This is a genomic window from Pontivivens marinum (assembly GCF_900231835.1).
Lineage (GTDB): Bacteria > Pseudomonadota > Alphaproteobacteria > Rhodobacterales > Rhodobacteraceae > Pontivivens > Pontivivens marinum.
In genome coordinates, this window is the sequence record NZ_OCTN01000003.1 from 257,239 (window position 1) to 274,642 (window position 17,404).

At 59.1% G+C, this 17,404-nt stretch carries 18 protein-coding genes; 14 read left to right on the forward strand and 4 right to left on the reverse strand.

From position 1 onward, the window contains the following. The first annotated feature begins 16 nt into the window (after positions 1-16). Entirely contained in the window at positions 17-640 is a 624-nt protein-coding gene (locus CR254_RS10330; RefSeq protein WP_097929774.1) for a thermonuclease family protein, read from the forward strand. Here CR254_RS10330 and CR254_RS10335 read toward each other — a convergent pair. Further along, positions 637-2,250, reverse strand: coding sequence for an acyl-CoA synthetase (locus CR254_RS10335; RefSeq protein ID WP_281252993.1), 1,614 nt, complete (start codon positions 2,248-2,250; stop codon positions 637-639). The genes CR254_RS10330 and CR254_RS10335 overlap by 4 nt on opposite strands. A 125-nt stretch (positions 2,251-2,375) precedes the next feature. Here CR254_RS10335 and CR254_RS10340 point away from each other — a divergent pair, with 125 nt between their 5' ends. Beyond that, entirely contained in the window at positions 2,376-3,176 is an 801-nt protein-coding gene (locus tag CR254_RS10340; RefSeq protein ID WP_097929775.1) for an SDR family NAD(P)-dependent oxidoreductase, read from the forward strand. Here CR254_RS10340 and CR254_RS10345 read toward each other — a convergent pair whose 3' ends face one another. After that, complete coding sequence (locus CR254_RS10345) at positions 3,177-4,442, reverse strand: bifunctional folylpolyglutamate synthase/dihydrofolate synthase (RefSeq protein WP_097929776.1); 1,266 nt, start codon at positions 4,440-4,442, stop codon at positions 3,177-3,179. Next, the gene (gene accD, locus CR254_RS10350; RefSeq protein ID WP_097929777.1) at positions 4,439-5,362 is read right to left on the reverse strand and encodes an acetyl-CoA carboxylase, carboxyltransferase subunit beta; all 924 of its coding nucleotides are present in this window, start codon (positions 5,360-5,362) and stop codon (positions 4,439-4,441) included. Before accD ends, CR254_RS10345 begins: the two co-directional genes overlap by 4 nt. A 115-nt stretch (positions 5,363-5,477) precedes the next feature. Between accD and CR254_RS10355 the strand changes: the two genes are divergently transcribed. After that, the gene (locus CR254_RS10355) at positions 5,478-6,335 is read left to right on the forward strand and encodes a branched-chain amino acid aminotransferase (RefSeq protein WP_097929778.1); all 858 of its coding nucleotides are present in this window, start codon (positions 5,478-5,480) and stop codon (positions 6,333-6,335) included. 37 nt (positions 6,336-6,372) lie between these two features. Then, entirely contained in the window at positions 6,373-7,359 is a 987-nt protein-coding gene (locus CR254_RS10360; protein WP_097929779.1) for an NAD(P)H-quinone oxidoreductase, read from the forward strand. Here the strand turns inward: CR254_RS10360 and CR254_RS10365 are convergent. Further along, on the reverse strand, positions 7,356-7,973 hold the full coding sequence (locus CR254_RS10365) for a ribonuclease T2 family protein (RefSeq protein WP_097929780.1): 618 nt from the start codon (positions 7,971-7,973) through the stop codon (positions 7,356-7,358). The two genes, CR254_RS10360 and CR254_RS10365, sit on opposite strands and share 4 nt — an antisense overlap. 132 nt (positions 7,974-8,105) lie before the next feature. Here CR254_RS10365 and CR254_RS10370 point away from each other — a divergent pair, with 132 nt between their 5' ends. From CR254_RS10370 to CR254_RS17900, 10 genes are all read left to right on the forward strand, one after another. Continuing rightward, positions 8,106-8,849 carry a DUF1013 domain-containing protein gene (locus CR254_RS10370; RefSeq protein ID WP_097929781.1) on the forward strand — a complete coding sequence of 248 codons (744 nt, stop codon included), beginning with the start codon at positions 8,106-8,108 and terminating at the stop codon, positions 8,847-8,849. 204 nt (positions 8,850-9,053) lie between these two features. After that, on the forward strand, positions 9,054-10,964 hold the full coding sequence (locus CR254_RS10375) for a putative bifunctional diguanylate cyclase/phosphodiesterase (RefSeq protein WP_097929782.1): 1,911 nt from the start codon (positions 9,054-9,056) through the stop codon (positions 10,962-10,964). A 108-nt stretch (positions 10,965-11,072) separates the two neighbouring features. Then, positions 11,073-12,887, forward strand: coding sequence for a membrane protein insertase YidC (gene yidC, locus CR254_RS10380; RefSeq protein WP_097929783.1), 1,815 nt, complete (start codon positions 11,073-11,075; stop codon positions 12,885-12,887). Beyond that, on the forward strand, positions 12,884-13,633 hold the full coding sequence (locus CR254_RS10385; protein ID WP_097929784.1) for an MOSC domain-containing protein: 750 nt from the start codon (positions 12,884-12,886) through the stop codon (positions 13,631-13,633). Before yidC ends, CR254_RS10385 begins: the two co-directional genes overlap by 4 nt. Further along, positions 13,614-14,255, forward strand: a complete 642-nt coding sequence (locus CR254_RS10390; RefSeq protein WP_097929785.1) for a CatB-related O-acetyltransferase — start codon at positions 13,614-13,616, stop codon at positions 14,253-14,255. Before CR254_RS10385 ends, CR254_RS10390 begins: the two co-directional genes overlap by 20 nt. 89 nt (positions 14,256-14,344) lie before the next feature. After that, the gene (yihA, locus tag CR254_RS10395) at positions 14,345-14,995 is read left to right on the forward strand and encodes a ribosome biogenesis GTP-binding protein YihA/YsxC (protein WP_097929786.1); all 651 of its coding nucleotides are present in this window, start codon (positions 14,345-14,347) and stop codon (positions 14,993-14,995) included. A gap of 19 nt (positions 14,996-15,014) precedes the next feature. Beyond that, positions 15,015-15,917 carry an acetylglutamate kinase gene (gene argB / locus CR254_RS10400; RefSeq protein WP_097929864.1) on the forward strand — a complete coding sequence of 301 codons (903 nt, stop codon included), beginning with the start codon at positions 15,015-15,017 and terminating at the stop codon, positions 15,915-15,917. Continuing rightward, positions 15,917-16,543 (forward strand): ferredoxin, encoded by a 627-nt coding sequence (locus tag CR254_RS18065; RefSeq protein ID WP_180955965.1) that lies wholly within the window; start codon positions 15,917-15,919, stop codon positions 16,541-16,543. The genes argB and CR254_RS18065 overlap by 1 nt, the downstream gene beginning before the upstream one ends. 31 nt (positions 16,544-16,574) lie before the next feature. Beyond that, complete coding sequence (locus CR254_RS10405) at positions 16,575-17,087, forward strand: SixA phosphatase family protein (protein WP_180955966.1); 513 nt, start codon at positions 16,575-16,577, stop codon at positions 17,085-17,087. Positions 17,088-17,167: 80 nt separating this feature from the next. After that, entirely contained in the window at positions 17,168-17,389 is a 222-nt protein-coding gene (locus CR254_RS17900) for a hypothetical protein (RefSeq protein WP_145996737.1), read from the forward strand. The last annotated feature ends 15 nt before the right edge of the window (positions 17,390-17,404 follow it).

Genomic DNA, 17,404 nt, shown 5'->3' on the forward strand with positions numbered 1-17,404 from the left:
TAACATGTATTAACACATGTTCAAACTGATCGCCGCAGCATTGCTATTCGCCCTGCCCGTCGCTGCTGACACCGTCAGCGGCTATCCCACTGTGGTTGATGGCGACACGATCCACTTCGCTGATGATAAGGTCCGGCTGGCAGGTATGGATGCGCCGGAGCGGCACCAGATGTGCGGTGACGAGGCATGCGGTGTTATTGCCACCACGACCTTGGCCAATCTAATCGGCAATGACGTTGTGACCTGTTTGTTGAATGGCGGGCAGACCTATGATCGCATTGCCGGAACATGCTCCACCGCGCGCGTTACTGATTTGGGTGGTGCGATGGTTGTGGCGGGCTATGCGATGGATGAACCTCGCTATCAGCCTGACTACACGGCCCTAGCCGCGCATGCCGAACGCGACAATCGCGGTATGTGGGCGAACCCGGTTCAGGCGGGCTGGGAGTGGCGAGCCGCGCAAATCATCTCCCCCCCCCATGACGCGGATTGCGATATTAAGGGCAATATCAGCGCCAGCGGTCGCATCTATCACGTCCCGGGCAGCCGCCACTACGATCGCACCTCGATCAATTCGAGCGAGCGTTGGTTCTGCTCCATCGCCGAGGCTGAGGCCGCAGGCTGGCGCGCGCCGCGCTAAAGCTGTTCCGCCTGTTTTCGCAGCTCGAATTTCTGCACTTTACCGGTCGATGTTTTGGGCAATTGCGTAAAGATGACATGGCGCGGCGCCTTGAAATGCGCCAATTCGGCACGGCAATGGGCGATGATTTCGTCTGCACTTACCTGTGCATTTGGGCGCAACTCGATAAAGGCACAAGGGGTTTCGCCCCATTTGGAATCGGGACGGGCCACCACCGCACAGGTTGCAACGGCGGGATGGCGATATAGGGCCTCCTCCACCTCGATCGACGAGATATTTTCGCCCCCAGAAATGATGATATCCTTGGACCGGTCCTTGAGCTGAATATAGCCGTCGGGATGCTTTACCCCCAGATCGCCGGAGCGGAACCAACCGCCACGAAATGCGTCCGCTGTCGCCTTTGGGTTACGGAAATACCCCTTCATCACGACATTGCCGCGCATCACAACCTCACCCATGGTTTGCCCATCGGCGGGAACGGGCATGTCGTTCGCGTCCAGCACGTCCAACTCCTCAAGCGCGGCATAGCGCACGCCCTGTCGTGCCTTTAACCGTGCCTGCTCGCCTGTTTCCAGCGCGTCCCAGTCGCGGTTCCATTCGTTGATAACGGCGGGGCCGTATACCTCGGTCAGACCGTATAGATGCGTCACGTCGAAACCGGCCTGCCCCATCGCGGCCAAGACATTCTCGGGCGGTGGGGCCGCTGCGGTAAAAAACGCTACGCGCGCAGGCATATCACGCCGGTCCTGTGGATCAGCGTCCAGCAACGTGCTCATCACCACCGGCGCGCCGCACATATGGGTCACGCCGTGATCTGCGATAGCATCGAACATCGCCTTTGCCCGCACCTGCCGCAGACAAACATGGGTGCCTGCAACCGCGCTCAACGACCATGGGAAGCACCAGCCGTTGCAGTGGAACATCGGCAAGGTCCACAGATAGACCGGATGTTTAGCCATGCCCGCATGCACAACATTCCCCGTCGCCAACAACATCGCACCACGGTGGTGATAGACCACGCCCTTCGGGTCGCCCGTCGTGCCGGAGGTATAGTTCAGGCTGATCGCATCCCATTCATCCTGCGGGGTTAGCCACGCATAATGCGGATCACCAGCGGCCAGCAGCTCCTCATATTCACAGGGTTGGGTGGAGATGGTGGGGTCGTGATAGACAATCAGCGCAGGTGGGGTGGCGATCAACGCGCAGGCCGCGCGCGCCAATTCCAGCAGCTCCGCATCGACCAGCAGGACCTTTGCCTCGCAATGTTGCAGGATAAACGCCGTGCCCGCTGCATCCAACCGCGTGTTCAGGGCATTCAGCACCGCGCCGGTCATTGGCACGCCGTAATGCGCCTCGATCATCGGGGGGGTATTCAACAGCAGCGCGGATACTGTCTGCCCTCGCTGCACACCCATAGACGCCAAGGCAGAAGCAAGTCGGCGCGACCGTTCATAGAGCGCGCTATAGGAAATTTTCTGTTCGCCGTGAATAATTGCAGGATGATCTGGAAACACGCGCGCGGCGCGATCCAGTAGGGTCAGCGGGGTTAGAGGCTGATGGTTTGCCTGCATACGGGGCAAATTCGCGTTATAGTCATCCAGCGTCGCCAAGGTAGCCTCCGTTTCCTAAGGTCAAATCAGTTCTAGCAGATAGGCACACCCTCGCAAGTTCGCCGCAATTACCCTATATGCCGTCACCGACCGTATACGCGCGGTCCGCAGATCATGGAGCAGATATGAGTTCGCTGGCTGGAAAATCGGTAATCGTCACAGGTGCGGCAAGCGGCGTCGGGCTCGCCATCGCGCGCAAGTTCCGTGATAAGGGCGCACAAGTCATGATGGCGGACATCGATGATGACCGCCTCGCTCATGAGGCAAAATCACTTTGCAAGGATGGCGAACAGGTCCGCAGTTTTACCTGCGATTTGCGTGAGAAGCTCAGCATTGCAAACCTGATGGCCACAACCATCGACAGCTTTGATCGGGTGGATGTGCTGGTCAACGCGGCGCGGCAGGTTATCTCCTCTGACCCGCTGGACCCGCAGGGCGATGTGTTCGACACGCTGATGCAGCAAAACGTCAAAAACAGCCTGCGGTTGAGCCAACTAGTTGCGAAAAAGATGATTGCACAGGCCGAGGGTTCCTCGGATCGCAATATCGGCTCCATCGTCAATGTGACCTCGATTTCAGCGCAACGCACCCTGCCCGAGTTGTTGGCCTATTCGGTCAGTTGTGCCGCACTGGATCAAATGACGCGCAGCCTCGCCGTGGCGCTAGCCCCGCAGGGCGTGCGCGTGAACGCAATCGCATTGGGCGGCGTTATGACTGGCCACCTGAAGGAAGCCCTGAAGGAGCGTGAGGAGCTTCGGCAGGAACTGACCGCCGTAACCCCGCTGGGTCGGATCGGTGATGCAGAGGAAGCCGCAGAGGCGGTGCTGTTCCTCGCCTCGGACAAGGCGAGCTTTATCACCGGTCAGATTTTGGCTGTCGATGGCGGCCGCACCAATCTGGACCCGCTGGACGCGCCATCCGGCTAATCAGCCATTTTCGCGCAGAACCGCACCGGCAAGGTAGAGCGACCCACAAATCAGCACCCGCGCATCCGCTGGAACCGCCTGCAATGCCGCAGCAACGGTTTCGGCCTGTGTCGCCGCCAACCCGACAGATTGCGCCGCCTGTGCGGTTTGTTCGGCGGTTAGCGTCGCGGCCTCACCCGGGATAGAAACCGCATGCAGGTGATCCGCCTGTGCCGCGAGCGGGCGTAGGAATCCGCTGACATCCTTGGTATTCAGCATGCCGCAAATCAAATGCAGTGGCCGCGCGGGCAGCCGCCCAATCGCCTCGGCCAGTGCGATACCAGCAGCGCTGTTATGCCCGCCATCCAGCCACAGGTCACGATCACCGGCCGCTTCGACCAGTGGCCCGGTGCGCAAACGCTGTACGCGCGCGGGCCAGACTGCCTGCGTGATCGCGGCCTCGCACCCTGCATCGGACACGCCTAATGCACGCAATGCAGCCAATGCAGTACCGCCATTTTGCACCTGGTGCGCACCGATCAGTGCGGGCAGCGGCAGGTCCAGCAGGCCGTGCTCGTCAAAATAGGCCATGCGGCCGTGATCCTCATAGGCGTCCCAGTCCTGCCCGCCGATGGACAGCGGGGCAGATAGCGATTCGGCCCTCGCCTCGATCACGTCGCGTGCCTCATCCGCCTGACGCGCGATGATACCTGTGACGCCACGCTTCAGGATGCCTGCCTTCTCACCCGCGATTTCGGGCAAAGTGTCGCCCAGATATTGCTGATGATCGATAGAAACCGGCGTGATCACCGTCAGGCGGGGTGTATCAACCACATTGGTCGCGTCCAGCCGCCCGCCTAGGCCGACCTCCAGAATCGTGTAATCCGCGTCCGAGCGCGCAAAGGCCAGCAGAGCGGCGCAGGTTGTGATCTCGAAATAGGTGACGGGAACGCCGCCATTGGCGCGCTCGCATTCCTCCAGCACGTCGCTCAACGCTTGCTCGGTTATCAGACCGTCAGGCAGGCGGATACGTTCGTGGAAACGGGCCAGATGGGGTGAGGTATAGGCGCAAACGCGATGGCCGTCAGCCTGCAACCCTGCGCGAATCATCGCCTGGGTTGAGCCCTTGCCGTTTGTGCCCGCAATGTGGATCACCGGCGGCAGATCGCGTTGCGGATTACCCAGCGCATCCAGCAATCGCCACATGCGGTCCAGAGTAAGATCGATAATCTTTGGATGCAGCGACATTAGCCGCTGCAAAACCAGATCGGTGCTGGTGCCGCTCATGCCGTGCCGGTTGCCTCGGCCGGAACGCTGGCTTCACCCTCGGGCGAAGGCAGATCGCCATGGCTGCGCGGACGCTCGTTCAACAGCAGGCGCAGCAGGGTTGCCAGCTCATCGCGCATTTGCGTGCGGTGAACAACGCGGTCCAGCATGCCGTGATCCAGCAGGTATTCCGAACGCTGGAAGCCCTCAGGCAGCTTTTCGCGAATGGTCTGCTCGATCACCCGTGGGCCCGCGAAACAGATCAGTGCGTTTGGCTCCGCGATATGCACATCGCCCAGCATCGCATAGCTGGCCGTCACGCCACCCGTGGTGGGGTGGGTCAGGACGACGATATAGGGCAGTCCCGCTTCCTTCACCATATCCACAGCCACTGTCGTGCGGGGCATTTGCATTAGGCTGAGGATACCCTCCTGCATCCGCGCGCCACCTGCGGCGGAGAACAGAATCAGCGGGGCGCGCAGCTCAACCGCGCGCTGTGCAGCGGCGATGATTGCGTTGCCGACATACATGCCCATGGAGCCCGCCATGAAGGAAAAGTCCTGCACCGCGACCACGGCCTTAACCTCACCGATATTGCCCTCGGCAACCAACATTGCCTCATGCTCGGATGTGGTTTTGCGCGCATCTGCCAGCCGCTTGGGATAGGGCTTCTGATCCTTGAAATGCAGCGGATCAACGATGGGATCGGGAACCGATACCGTTGTGAAAATACCCAGATCAAACAGGGACTTCAGCCGCTCACGCGGGGTGATGAACATGTGATGATCACAGGTCGGGCAGGTATATAGCGCGTCCGACAATTCGCGGTGGAACAGCATCGTTCCGCAATTATCGCATTTCGACCAAAGGTTTTCCGGCACCTCGCGGCGGGAAAATAGCGAATTGATCATCGGACGTGTGAAGTTGGATATCCAGCTCATTTCGGCGCGACCCCCAGTGTCTCTTTCCGGTCAATTATATCGCGCGTCGATGGATTGCAACGATACGGCGCGCTGCCTAAGGTCAATAAAACTGACACAAACAGGGAAACGTCGCATGGCAATCGGTAGCGATATTCGCACATGGTACGAGGGTGAGTGGCTTGAGGGCAATACGCTCATTATGGGTGCGGCCGATCATGCAACATGGCTGGGCACGCTGGTCTTTGATGGCGCGCGTACTTTTAGCGGCGTTAGCCCAGATCTGGACCTGCATTGTGAGCGGATTATCCGGTCGGCTGTGGCGATGGGAATGACCCCGCCAATGGATGCTGCACAGGTTCTGGCCCTGGCGCAGGAAGGTATCGCGCAATATCCGGCAGATGCTGAGCTGTATATCCGCCCAATGATGTGGAGCGTCGAAGGCGACGCCGCGATGATCGCGCCGGAAACCGCGCCCTGCGCCTTTGCCCTATGTATCGAGGCGATGCCCCTGCCCCCTATGGGATCGATCGCGCTGACGGTCTCTCCCTTCCGCCGCCCACGCCCTGACACTGCGTTGACCGAGGCAAAGGCCGCCTGCCTGTATCCCAATAACGGGCGCATGCTGACCGAGGCGCGCAAGCGCGGCTTTAACAACGCATTATCCCTGGATGATTGGGATCATGTGGCCGAAACGGCGACTGCCAACGTGTTTCTGGTCAAGGATGGCGTGGTCCGCACCCCCGTACCCAATGGCACATTCCTGAACGGCATCACGCGCCAGCGGATCATCAAGTTGCTGTCCGATGACGGGATGCAGGTTGAGGAAACCTCGCTGAAGGTTGACGATTTCGCGCAAGCTGATGAGATTTTCCTGACCGGCAATGCGTCCAAGGTCACAGCCGTTCGTCAATTCGAGGATCGCACAATGCAGCCCGGACCGGTGGCCGCGCGGGCGCGGGCACTGTATTGGGCATGGGCGGGCGCGGCCTAGGCCCCTCCTGCCAATTATATCATCGGAGGATTTTAGTATGACCGATATGCGTTGCGTTGAAGTAACCAAACCAGGCGGACCAGAGGTGCTGGTCGAAACACGCCGTCCTATTCCAGTCCCTGCCGCGGGTGAGATTTTGATCCGTGTTAAGGCAGCAGGCGTTAACCGCCCCGACGCCCTGCAACGCACCGGCGCGTATAAGCCCCCTGCCGGCGCATCCGATCTACCGGGGCTGGAGGCCGCAGGCGAAATCGCAGCAATCGGTGCTGGTGTTAGCCGCTGGTCGGTTGGCGATGCCGTGACCGCCCTGCTGCCCGGTGGTGGCTATGCGGAATATGTAACGACTCAGGCCGATCATGCCCTGCCGATTCCCACGGGATATTCGTGGGAGCAGGCCGCCGCGCTGTGCGAAACCTTCTTCACCGTTTGGATCAACGTGTTTGACCGTGGCGGATTGCGCGCGGGGGAAACGTTCCTCGTGCATGGCGGCACCTCCGGCATCGGAACAACCGCGATTCAGTTGGCCAAGGCACGCGGCGCGCGCGTCATGGCCACCGCCGGTTCCGACGAGAAATGCGAGCGCTGCCGCGAGCTGGGCGCCGATCTGGCCATCAACTATCGCACCGCCGATTTTGTTGAAGAGTCCAAGACCTTCACCGATGGGCGCGGCCTGGACCTGATCCTCGATATGGTAGGTGGCGATTACATTCCGCGTGATATCAAGGCTTTGGCACTGGATGGCCGCCTTGCCATGATCGCCTTCCTAGGGGGACCGATGGCGGAGGTGAACTTCGCGCAAGTTATGGTCAAACGTCTGATGCTGACCGGATCAACACTGCGTCCCCGCAGCAATCTGGTAAAGGCCGAAACCGCCCGCGCGGTGGAGCGTGAGGTCTGGCCATTGCTCAATGCCGGAACCATCGCCCCCGTCATGGATTCGACGTTCCCATTGTCGCAGGCCGCACAGGCGCATGCGCATCTGGAAACCTCGACCCATGTTGGGAAGATCGTTCTGGTTCCTTAACGCACGGGCGGCAAGCTGGCCGTGTATGAGCAATCCCGGATCACGTCGCGCCCACAGCGACGTGGTTCGAGGTCGCGCGTCAGGCAGATGCGAACCTCCTGAATACGACTGTCACGACAGGTCACAGTTACGCCGTCAGCCTCCATATCCTCGTTGACCTCCAGAAACGCGGCCTCGATCACCGAGGGGTCCAGACGCAATGTTTCCTGCACGCGGCGCAGGATCGCAGGGCGTTCAACGCGCTCATATCCCTCACGCGATAGGGCAAAGAAATCCGTCGCGGACAGGCCACTACATCGCCCGTGCTTCTGCCACTGATGCCACGCGGCACCGCCCGTTCCCATAATATCTGCCATCTGACCGGTTTGTCGGCGCGATGGATCGCGATGCGAGGTGCCGCAATATTCAGGCCAGCCGCTTTCATATTGTGGCCACAGGCCATGCAGCACAAAGCCCAGCGAGCGGTCGCATTGCTCGGATCCCTGTGCATCGCCGGTTGCGGCACACCATGATGGCGACCAGCTCAGGCTTAACACATAGTAATCAAAGACGCCTGCATCACCGTCTGCGCGCGCAGGCAGTGCCAACATCAGAAGGGCCAGAAACCAGCGCATGACGAAACCTCTTTATCCTTTTACGTTCAGGGCCTATATACTGCGGTAATTCCCCAAACGGAAACGGACTGCGGCCCCGGCCAACCGATTTCTCGGCACGGGAGAGGATTGCAGTTTTCTGAAAGGCACGACATGGCGCTTCCTATCATGCAGAAAGCCACCGCCGTCTGGCTGGTGGACAACACCACATTGACATTCAAGCAAGTTGCGGACTTCACCGGCCTGCACGATCTTGAGGTTCAGGGCATCGCTGACGGCGAAGTTGCCGGCGGGATCAAGGGATTCGACCCCCTTGTGAACAACCAGCTGACGCAAGACGAGATCACACGCTGCGAACAAAATCCGCGCGCAAAGTTGCAGTTGAAATATAACGCAGCCGCCGATGGTGAGGAAAAGCGCAAGGGTCCACGCTACACCCCCCTGTCCAAACGGCAGGATCGCCCCTCCGCAATTGCATGGCTGGTTAAATTCCACCCCGAGCTGAGCGACGGTCAGGTATCCAAACTGGTCGGCACCACAAAGCCAACCATCCAGTCGATCCGTGAGCGGACGCATTGGAACATCGCGAATATCGTGACCGTTGATCCGGTTGCATTGGGCATGTGTAAGCAGATTGAGCTGGACGCAGCCGTGGCCAAGGCCGTGGCGAAAAAGGCCAAGGACGGCATGGCGCTGACCGATGACGAGAAGCTGCGCCTGATGAGCACAGATCAAAGCCTGTCTGCCGAATCCCGCGTCCCATCGGCGATGGAGGGGCTGGAAACATTCACCTTCTCCGACACCGCATCTGACACGCCCGAGCGTGAAGAGGCCCTGCCCGACGCAGACAGCCTGTTCAACCTGCCTGCCAGCACGGATGACGACGAAGACGAATAAGCGACCGCAAATGACGACACGGGGCCGGAATGCAAATTCCGGCCCTTTTGCATTTGCGCCTGCGCATTAATCTGATGGCAACGAACCTGCCCCAAAATCACCAGATCAGGTGGAGGGTGTGCGTTGCATAGTTCTAGTAAAAACAGGTGGCTACCCACCCACGCATCAGATCGGGCCATTGCATATAGCCTTGTCGCATTTGTGGTGATTCTGGGACTAACGGCGCTAAAGCTGGCCTCAACCCTTAGCCAACTGGACCAGATCGATCAGTCCATCACGCAGAACATCCTGATAGAACATCACCTTTCAGACCTGCGCGGGTATAGCCAGCTGGCCAATCGACTGGCGCTAACGCCTAATGGCGCTGCGGCACGTGACGATCTGATCGCACAACATGACAGCGCAACCGTGGTCCTGTCGGAACGCCATCAGCAGCTCTCCACCGTTGTGCCCGAGGCGATATCGGAAAATGTCGGCTATCAATTTGCCAAATTGCTGGCCTTGGCTGCACTGCTCAGGGACCCGCCAACCGGCCTGCCCACGATGGATATTGCGGATCAGGCCCGCATCATTGCCGAGGTAAACCTGCCCGATTCGATGCATAATTGGCAGGGTGACCTGATCGACGATGCGCACACCACGCGAAACCGGGTGAAGCTGATCCTAGCCTTGTTTGCGGGATCTGTATTGCTCGCCGCGATTTTGCTTTGGCGGTTTGTCCTAAGGCCCCTGTCCAGAACGGTGCAGGACGGCACAAAACACACTCGCGCGCTTGAGGATGCCCTGCAACACAACACGATTCACGACAGGTTAACCGGATTGCCTAACCGCAAACATGCCGCCGATCTGATGGATCGCCACCTGTCACGCCGACGAAAGGCCAGCGTTGGATTGTTGCATCTGGATCTGTACCAGTTTCGTGCGATTAATGAGGAGCTAGGACATGAGATCGGTGATCAAGTACTGATCCAAACCGCTCAGCGGCTATCCTCCCTCACGTCGGAACGAGAATTCGTCGCCCGTATTGGTGGTGATGAGTTTCTGATTTTGACAGACGATGTGGCATCCGCCGATCAGCTAGAGGTCCGCGCACAGGAAATCCGTCAAATCGTCCGTGAGGAAATCCAGCTTCCCACCGGATCACGACAGGTGGATTGCATGATCGGCGCTGTCTGGTCGCCAAATGGCATGACGGATGCGGCCTCCCTAAATGTTCGCGCGGACATTGCCCTGCACGCTGCCGAAACGGGGGAGGACGGGCCGATGCGCCTGTTCACCCCCGCAATGCAGGAGGAGGTCAGCCAGCGTGACGCCCTTGGCCGCGAATTGCGCACAGCGTTAGGCACGGGCCAGCTGGTTGTTTATTTCCAACCGCAAATTTGCGCACGAACAGCGGCGGTCGCTGGGTTTGAAGCCCTGATCCGGTGGCAACACCCGACGCGTGGCTTGCTCGCCCCAGGTGCTTTTCTGCGCATTGCTGAGGAAATGGGATTTGCAGATCAAATTGGCGCACAGGTATTGGATCAGGCGCTGGACGCATGGCAGGGATGGGCGGCGGCGGGCTTTGATGTGCCGCATGTGGCCGTAAACTATTCCTCCGCGCAATTAGCCGATGCATTGCTGGCCGATCGGATCAAATGGGCGCTGGATCGGCGCGACCTATCGCCCGATTGTCTGGCGCTGGAGGTCGTCGAAACGGTGGACGTGGACAGCGATGAGGCGTTGGCCGTGCGCACAATCCGCAATCTCGCCGCGGCGGGTATTGCGATTGAACTGGATGATTTCGGCACTGGACACGCCTCAATCGCCAATATCCGGCGTTTTTGCGTCAGCAGGATCAAGATCGACAGAAGCTTCATCACCGGCATCGACACCCGAAAGGATCTGGCCGCCATGGCCGATGCAATGGTCCGAATGGCCTCCGCGCTTGGCGTGGGGACAATTGCGGAGGGGGTTGAAACCGCCAGTGAACGCGCCGCGATTATCGAGCTAGGGTGCGACGCATTGCAGGGCTATAACATCGCGCGCCCGATGCCATTTGACGACAGCTTGCAGTGGTTATCCCAACAACATGTGCTGAAACAAAGCAGGAATCGCACGCGCCAAACGGCCTAAACCGGGCGTGCACGATGTCGCAAAAGGGGGGAAAGCCCTTGACCTTTAGCCATGTGACCTGTTGAACGCCAGCATCCCGTCCATATCTGCCGCGCAGGGGTTGCTTGCATGCAAGACGATAACAGAAATCTGATCCTGGCAATGGGGCTCAGCCTCGCCGTGATGCTTGGCTGGACGTTCTTCCTTCCGCCAAGCGAGCAAACGCCGTTAACTGCCGAACAACAGGCAGTACAGCAGGAGCTACTGGGCGATATCACGTCCGAGGTCCCGAGCGGATCGGTTGGCGTTCCAGCAGTCGAGGTAGCGCGGATCGAAACGCGCGATGCCGCCCTTACGCAAGCGGATCGGGTCGACATTCTGACCCCCAGCCTCAGCGGCACGCTGTCCTTGGTTGGCGGTCGCCTAGACGATCTGCACCTGACGGATTACCGCGAAACGCTCGACCCAGACAGCGACACGGTTACCCTGCTGAACCCTGCGGCCGGTCCCGCCGGTTACTATGTTCAGCACGGCTGGGGCCCCGCAGGCGGTTTGCCAGCGGAGCAGGTTCCCGGTGCCACCACTATCTGGCAGGTTGAAAGCGGCGACACGCTGACACCGACCACGCCCGTCACCCTGTCATGGGATAACGACGCTGGCCTGATCTTCCGCAAGACATTCACCGTGGACGAGGACTACATGTTCTCCGTCACGCAATCGGTCGAAAACACCGCTGATGCGGCCGTTCGCATGTATCCATATGGCATCATCGACCGCGTGGGTGAGCCTGAAACCATCGGTTTCTACATCCTGCATGAGGGCGTGGTTCGTGAAAGCGACGGCGAAATCGCTGAGATCGACTATGACGACATGCCCGACAACACGTTCGATTCCCGTGAAAACGCGAATGTTGAACTGATTGATGTGCAGGAGGCCGGCTGGATCGGCTTTACCGATAAATACTGGATGACCACGCTGATCCCTGATCCGGGTCCATTCACATCCGTCGTTCGCTATTCCGCCCGTACTGAATCCTATTCGACGCAGGTGCGTATGCCTGTGGTTGAGGTGGCCCCCGGCGCAACGGAAAGCAGCACGACGCAGCTCTTCGCCGGTGCCAAGGAACGCGATCTGCTGACCCAATATGAGGAGCAGCTGGGCGTGGACCGCTTCGTCGACTCGATCGACTGGGGTTGGTTCTTCTTCTTGACCAAGCCGATCCATTGGCTGCTGACGATCTTTAACGGGTTCCTCGGCAATTTCGGCGTCGCGATTATCCTGCTGACGCTGTTCATCAAGGCACTGCTGTTCCCGCTGGCCTATAAATCCTACGTCTCCATGTCCAAAATGAAGATGCTTCAGCCAGAAATGGAGAAGATCAAGGAAAAGGCGGGCGAGGATCGCACCAAATTGCAGCAGGAAATGATGGCCCTGTACAAAAAGGAAAAGGTTAACCCCGCTGCCGGCTGCCTGCCGATCCTGCTACAGATCCCGATCTTCTTCTCGCTGTACAAGGTGCTGTTCGTCGCGATTGAGATGCGTCAGGCTCCGTTCTTTGGCTGGATTCAGGATCTCAGCGCGCCCGATCCTACATCGTGGATGAACCTGTTTGGCCTACTGCCATTCGATGCACCTGACGCGACCAGCTTCCTCGCGATCCTGTCCATCGGCGTGTGGCCGATCCTGATGGGGATCACCATGTGGCTTCAGCAAAAACTGAATCCGGCGCCCGCTGATAAGACGCAGGCGATGATCTTTGCGTGGTTGCCATTCGTGTTCATGTTCATGCTGGGCCGGTTCGCGGCTGGTCTGGTCATCTACTGGGTTGCCAACAACACGATCACGTTCACGCAGCAATATCTGATCATGCGTAGCCAAGGCGTAAAGATTGACCTGCTGGGCAACATGACCTCCGGTCTGCGTAAGAAGAAGACACCGGAATGATCCGCGTCTCCGCACTCTGGCGCCATCCGGTTAAAGGTGTTGGGGCGGAGCCGCTGCAATCAATAATGCTTCGGGCAGGTGAGTGCCTGCCCGGAGATCGCGCCTTCGCCATTGCGCAAGAGGGTGCAACAACACAGGGCGAATGGGCGCCCTGCCGCAACTTCATCCGAGGAGCAAAAGCTGGATCGCTGATGGCGGTCACGGCGACCCGCAACGGCAATACCCATAATTTTCACCACCCCGACCGCCCCGATTTACAGGTCGAGCTGCCCGCAGAGGGCAACGCGCTGATCGACTGGATCACGCCAATATACCCCGCGAATCGCCCCACACCTGAGCGTTTGGTAACGGCCACCGAACACGGCATGACCGACGCGGCGTTCCCCTCAATCTCCATCCTGTCCGATGCGTCCCGCACAGAACTTGGTGCTGCGGCGGGGGCCGATTTGGACCAGCGCAGGTTCCGTGGGAACATATGGTTGGACGGATTGCAGGCTTGGGATGAGTGGGACTGGATCGGGAAATACGTGAAAATCGGCAATGCGGTTCTAGAAGTTCGTGAGCGGAACACCCGCTGCCGCGCCACCCATTCCAACCCGCAAACCGGTGCTGAGGATCAGGATCTGCTGCGGGTTCTGGATAGCAATTGGGGTCATCGTGACTTCGGTGTATATTCGGTCTGCACCACAGGTGGTGAGATTTGCGTAGGCGACGAGGTATTCATCCATGACCGGCCCGAACCCTGATACACTGCACCCGCTGAACATTGCCCCACGCATGGTTTTCCTGAAGCCACTGGCCGCAGGGCGCAGCAATGTCGAGATCGGGGATTACACCTATTACGATGATCCGGATGAGGCCGAAGCGTTTTTCGAACGTAACGTCCTGTATCACTTCGATTTTATTGGCGACACGCTGCGCATAGGGCCGTTCTGTGCGATTGCGACGAATACGAGATTCATCATGAATGGCGGCGCGCATGCGACCGGCGGTTTTTCAACATTCCCGTTCAACATCTTTGGCAACGGATGGGAGGAGGGGTTCGATCCGGCGACGTGGACTGCGGCCTCGCGCGGTGACACGGTGATCGGACCGGATGTCTGGATCGGACGGGCGGCGACCATCATGCCGGGTGTTACCGTTGGCGCAGGCGCGATCATCGCAACCGGCGCAATAGTCACACGCGATGTGCCACCCTATTCCATCGTTGCGGGCAATCCTGCGGTTGAGGTTCGTCAACGCTTCGACGCCGACACGATTGCGGCGCTGCTAGACATTGCGTGGTGGGATTGGCCGGTGGAAAAGATCACGCGCAACGTGAACCTGATCCGCGCGGCAGACATCACCGCGCTGCGCAACGCAATTTGATCTCGCTCCTGCCTGCTGCATGAAGTATTCGGGCTATCAACGTCCGGACACAGCCCTGTGGCCGCGACACATCTAAAAGGCGATTAGGCATGACCATCCGTTTTCCACTGGCCGAAACACCCGACGCAGCACAACTGGCGACGGGGCGATCCCTGTTTCTGGGGCCGTGCGATTTCGTAAAGGGCGTGGTGGCCATGGATGGCCTGCCCCCTGCGGACCGGATGGAATTTTGCATGGCGGGTCGCTCGAATGTGGGTAAATCCAGCCTTATCAACGCACTGACAGGGCGCAAAGCACTGGCACGTACATCCAACACCCCAGGCCGCACGCAGGAGATCAACTTTTTCGCTCTGGCGGAAACACATTACATGGTCGATTTGCCGGGCTACGGCTTTGCCAAGGCGCCTGTTGCCGTGGTGGCCAAATGGCAGGCCCTACTCAAGGATTATCTGGCGGGCCGTCAAACCCTGCGACGGGTTTTCCTGCTGATCGACAGCCGCCATGGTGCAAAGGAGGTCGATGATGAGATTATGTCCGTGCTCGATCGTGCCGCCGTGCCGTTCCACACGGTTCTGACCAAAATCGACAAACCGCGTCCGGCGGAACTGGAAGCATCGCTGGAACGCACCCGCACTGTGCTGGCCAAACATCCAACCGCCTATCCTGAGATTATCCTGACCTCCTCGGACAAGGGTGACGGCGTGGAAACTTTGCGCGCGATCATCGCGGATCTAAAATAGAGATATAGGGATGGATTTCATGGAAAAATCGACTGCGATGAAACGCGATTGGCTGGCCACTGCACGGACCCTCAGCGAAGCGCTTCCCTATCTGCAACGCTATGATGGCGCCACCGTTGTCGTGAAATTCGGCGGCCACGCGATGTCCGACGATGCGGCGATGGAACGCTTTGCCCGCGATATCGTATTAATGAAGCAGTGCAACGTGCATCCCGTCGTCGTCCATGGCGGCGGCCCGCAGATCAACCAGATGCTGGAGCGTCTCTCGATCAAGTCCGAGTTCATCGACGGCAAGCGCGTCACCGACAAGGCCACCGTTGAGGTGGTTGAGATGGTGCTGGCCGGTCGGATCAACAAACAGATCGTGCAGGCCATCAACGATCAGGGCGGTCGTGCGGTTGGCCTGAGCGGTAAGGATGCGAACCTGATCGTCTGTGAAAAGGCGACCAAAACGCGCAAGGATCCTGAGAGCAATATCGAGAAGGTGCTCGATCTGGGCTTTGTCGGGGAACCGGTTGAGGTCAATCCAGAGGTCCTGAAGGTCTTTACCGACAGCGATTTCATCCCCGTCGTGGCCCCGATTGGTACGGGCCGGAATGGTGAGACATTTAACATCAACGGCGATACCGCCGCCGGTGCGCTGGCCGGTGCAATGAAGGCGGATCGCCTGCTATTGCTGACCGATGTTGCGGGCGTAAAGGACGCGGAGGGCGATGTCGTCACCCGGCTGACCCCTGACGATGTACGCCGCCTGACCGATCAGGGTGTTATTGCCGGTGGCATGATCCCCAAAACCGAAACCGCGCTACATGCGATGGAGCGTGGCGTGGGCGCGGTGGTTATCCTCGATGGACGTGCGCCCCATGCCTGCCTGCTCGAATTGTTTACCGAGCATGGCGCAGGAACGCTGATCAAGGCCTGATGGCTGGATCGCTAGCAAAATTGCTCGACCAACACGCGCTGTTGGTCGCGGCAGGCCTGCATGACGGGGGCGACACCATCTGGTTGATCGCCCCTGATACGCGCCGCTTTTGGGATCACCTATCCACACAGCCCGAGGCGCAGGACGGTAAGCCCGATCGCGTTGACCGCTGGTCTGCGCGGGTTCTGCCCCAGATCGCTACCGCATGTGATGCCGAGGCTATTTTACCCTTTGGCGGGCCACCATGGCATCCGTTTTTACGCTGGGCGACGGACTCCGGCACAATCTGGCAATCGCCCGTTGGCCCGCTGATTGATGCGCAAATGGGGATGTGGATCTCGTTTCGCGGTGCGCTGCGGCAACGGGGGCACCACCAACTGCCGGATAGTGCTGAAACACCCTGCCCCACCTGCACAAAGCCCTGTCAGTCGGCCTGCCCCGTTGGCGCATTAGGTGATGGCCCATATGATGTGGTCGCCTGTCGCCGCCATATCGCGTCACCGGATGGCATTGCCTGTCGCACCGGTTGCCTGGTCCGGCATGCATGTCCTGTTGGCCGCGAGTTCGCGTTACCCCCTGCATATGGCGCCCATCATATGGCGGCATTTCTGGGTCAGCAGCCTTGATTATGACAGTGATTTCACGCGCTATTATCCCATGAAAAGAATCGTACTGATCCGCCATGCAAAATCCTCGTGGTCCGACCCGGATCAGGAAGATATCGCCCGTCCACTCAACCAACGTGGACGCCTTTCAGCCAGCCTGATGGCCGCGCAACTGGTGGAGATTTCCGCCGTTCCGCAGGCAGCATGGGTATCGCCTGCCGTGCGAACCGTTGAAACCTGGGATCGTATGCAGCCCCTGATCGGCGACGTAAAAGGTAAAGTACACAAGGCGCTGTACATGGCCGACCCCGATACGATGCTCAGCATCCTGCACGCGACCGATGATGCAGCAGATACGGTGGCCCTGGTTGGCCACCAGCCGGGCGTCAGCGCACTGACCCGGAAACTATCCGATGGGCACATCAGCACGACCTGCGCGCGCGCCTTCTCACACTTCCCCACGGCGGCTGTCGCGGTGTTGAGTGCGGACGTGGATAAATGGTCGAAACTAGCGTTCAAATCGTGCCGCTTCTCGCATTTTTCTGTCCCAAAAGACCTAGTTTAACGGCACTGTGTTGCTCACAGGGTTGCACTCGCCTATTAGAGTGCACAGATTGTAATAGTACATTCGAGGAGGAATCAGCGTTGAGCATCATCCAGCTAGTGATCAGAGCCGCAGTGACCGTCCTTTCAGGAAACAATATGGGCGTATTGAACGAAATTTCAGACGCGACTGGTGTATCCGTATTTCACTTGGCTGGCATGAACCGATCCGAAATTCTGCAAACAATTCGCGACGCAGGAATTTCGTTTTCGGACATTCCACCCCATATTGTCAGTGCACTTGGGCTGGTGCGCGCAGGCTAATATCTAGCGCGTCCG

Coding starts and splice junctions, on each gene's coding strand:
- CR254_RS10330 (WP_097929774.1), top strand. CDS start 17: ATGTTCAAACTGATCGCCGCAGCATTGCTATTCGCCCTGCCCGTCGCT.
- CR254_RS10340 (WP_097929775.1), top strand. CDS start 2,376: ATGAGTTCGCTGGCTGGAAAATCGGTAATCGTCACAGGTGCGGCAAGC.
- CR254_RS10345 (WP_097929776.1), bottom strand. CDS start 4,442: ATGAGCGGCACCAGCACCGATCTGGTTTTGCAGCGGCTAATGTCGCTG.
- accD (WP_097929777.1), bottom strand. CDS start 5,362: ATGAGCTGGATATCCAACTTCACACGTCCGATGATCAATTCGCTATTT.
- CR254_RS10355 (WP_097929778.1), top strand. CDS start 5,478: ATGGCAATCGGTAGCGATATTCGCACATGGTACGAGGGTGAGTGGCTT.
- CR254_RS10360 (WP_097929779.1), top strand. CDS start 6,373: ATGACCGATATGCGTTGCGTTGAAGTAACCAAACCAGGCGGACCAGAG.
- CR254_RS10365 (WP_097929780.1), bottom strand. CDS start 7,973: ATGCGCTGGTTTCTGGCCCTTCTGATGTTGGCACTGCCTGCGCGCGCA.
- CR254_RS10370 (WP_097929781.1), top strand. CDS start 8,106: ATGGCGCTTCCTATCATGCAGAAAGCCACCGCCGTCTGGCTGGTGGAC.
- yidC (WP_097929783.1), top strand. CDS start 11,073: ATGCAAGACGATAACAGAAATCTGATCCTGGCAATGGGGCTCAGCCTC.
- CR254_RS10385 (WP_097929784.1), top strand. CDS start 12,884: ATGATCCGCGTCTCCGCACTCTGGCGCCATCCGGTTAAAGGTGTTGGG.
- CR254_RS10390 (WP_097929785.1), top strand. CDS start 13,614: ATGACCGGCCCGAACCCTGATACACTGCACCCGCTGAACATTGCCCCA.
- yihA (WP_097929786.1), top strand. CDS start 14,345: ATGACCATCCGTTTTCCACTGGCCGAAACACCCGACGCAGCACAACTG.
- argB (WP_097929864.1), top strand. CDS start 15,015: ATGGAAAAATCGACTGCGATGAAACGCGATTGGCTGGCCACTGCACGG.
- CR254_RS18065 (WP_180955965.1), top strand. CDS start 15,917: ATGGCTGGATCGCTAGCAAAATTGCTCGACCAACACGCGCTGTTGGTC.
- CR254_RS10405 (WP_180955966.1), top strand. CDS start 16,575: ATGAAAAGAATCGTACTGATCCGCCATGCAAAATCCTCGTGGTCCGAC.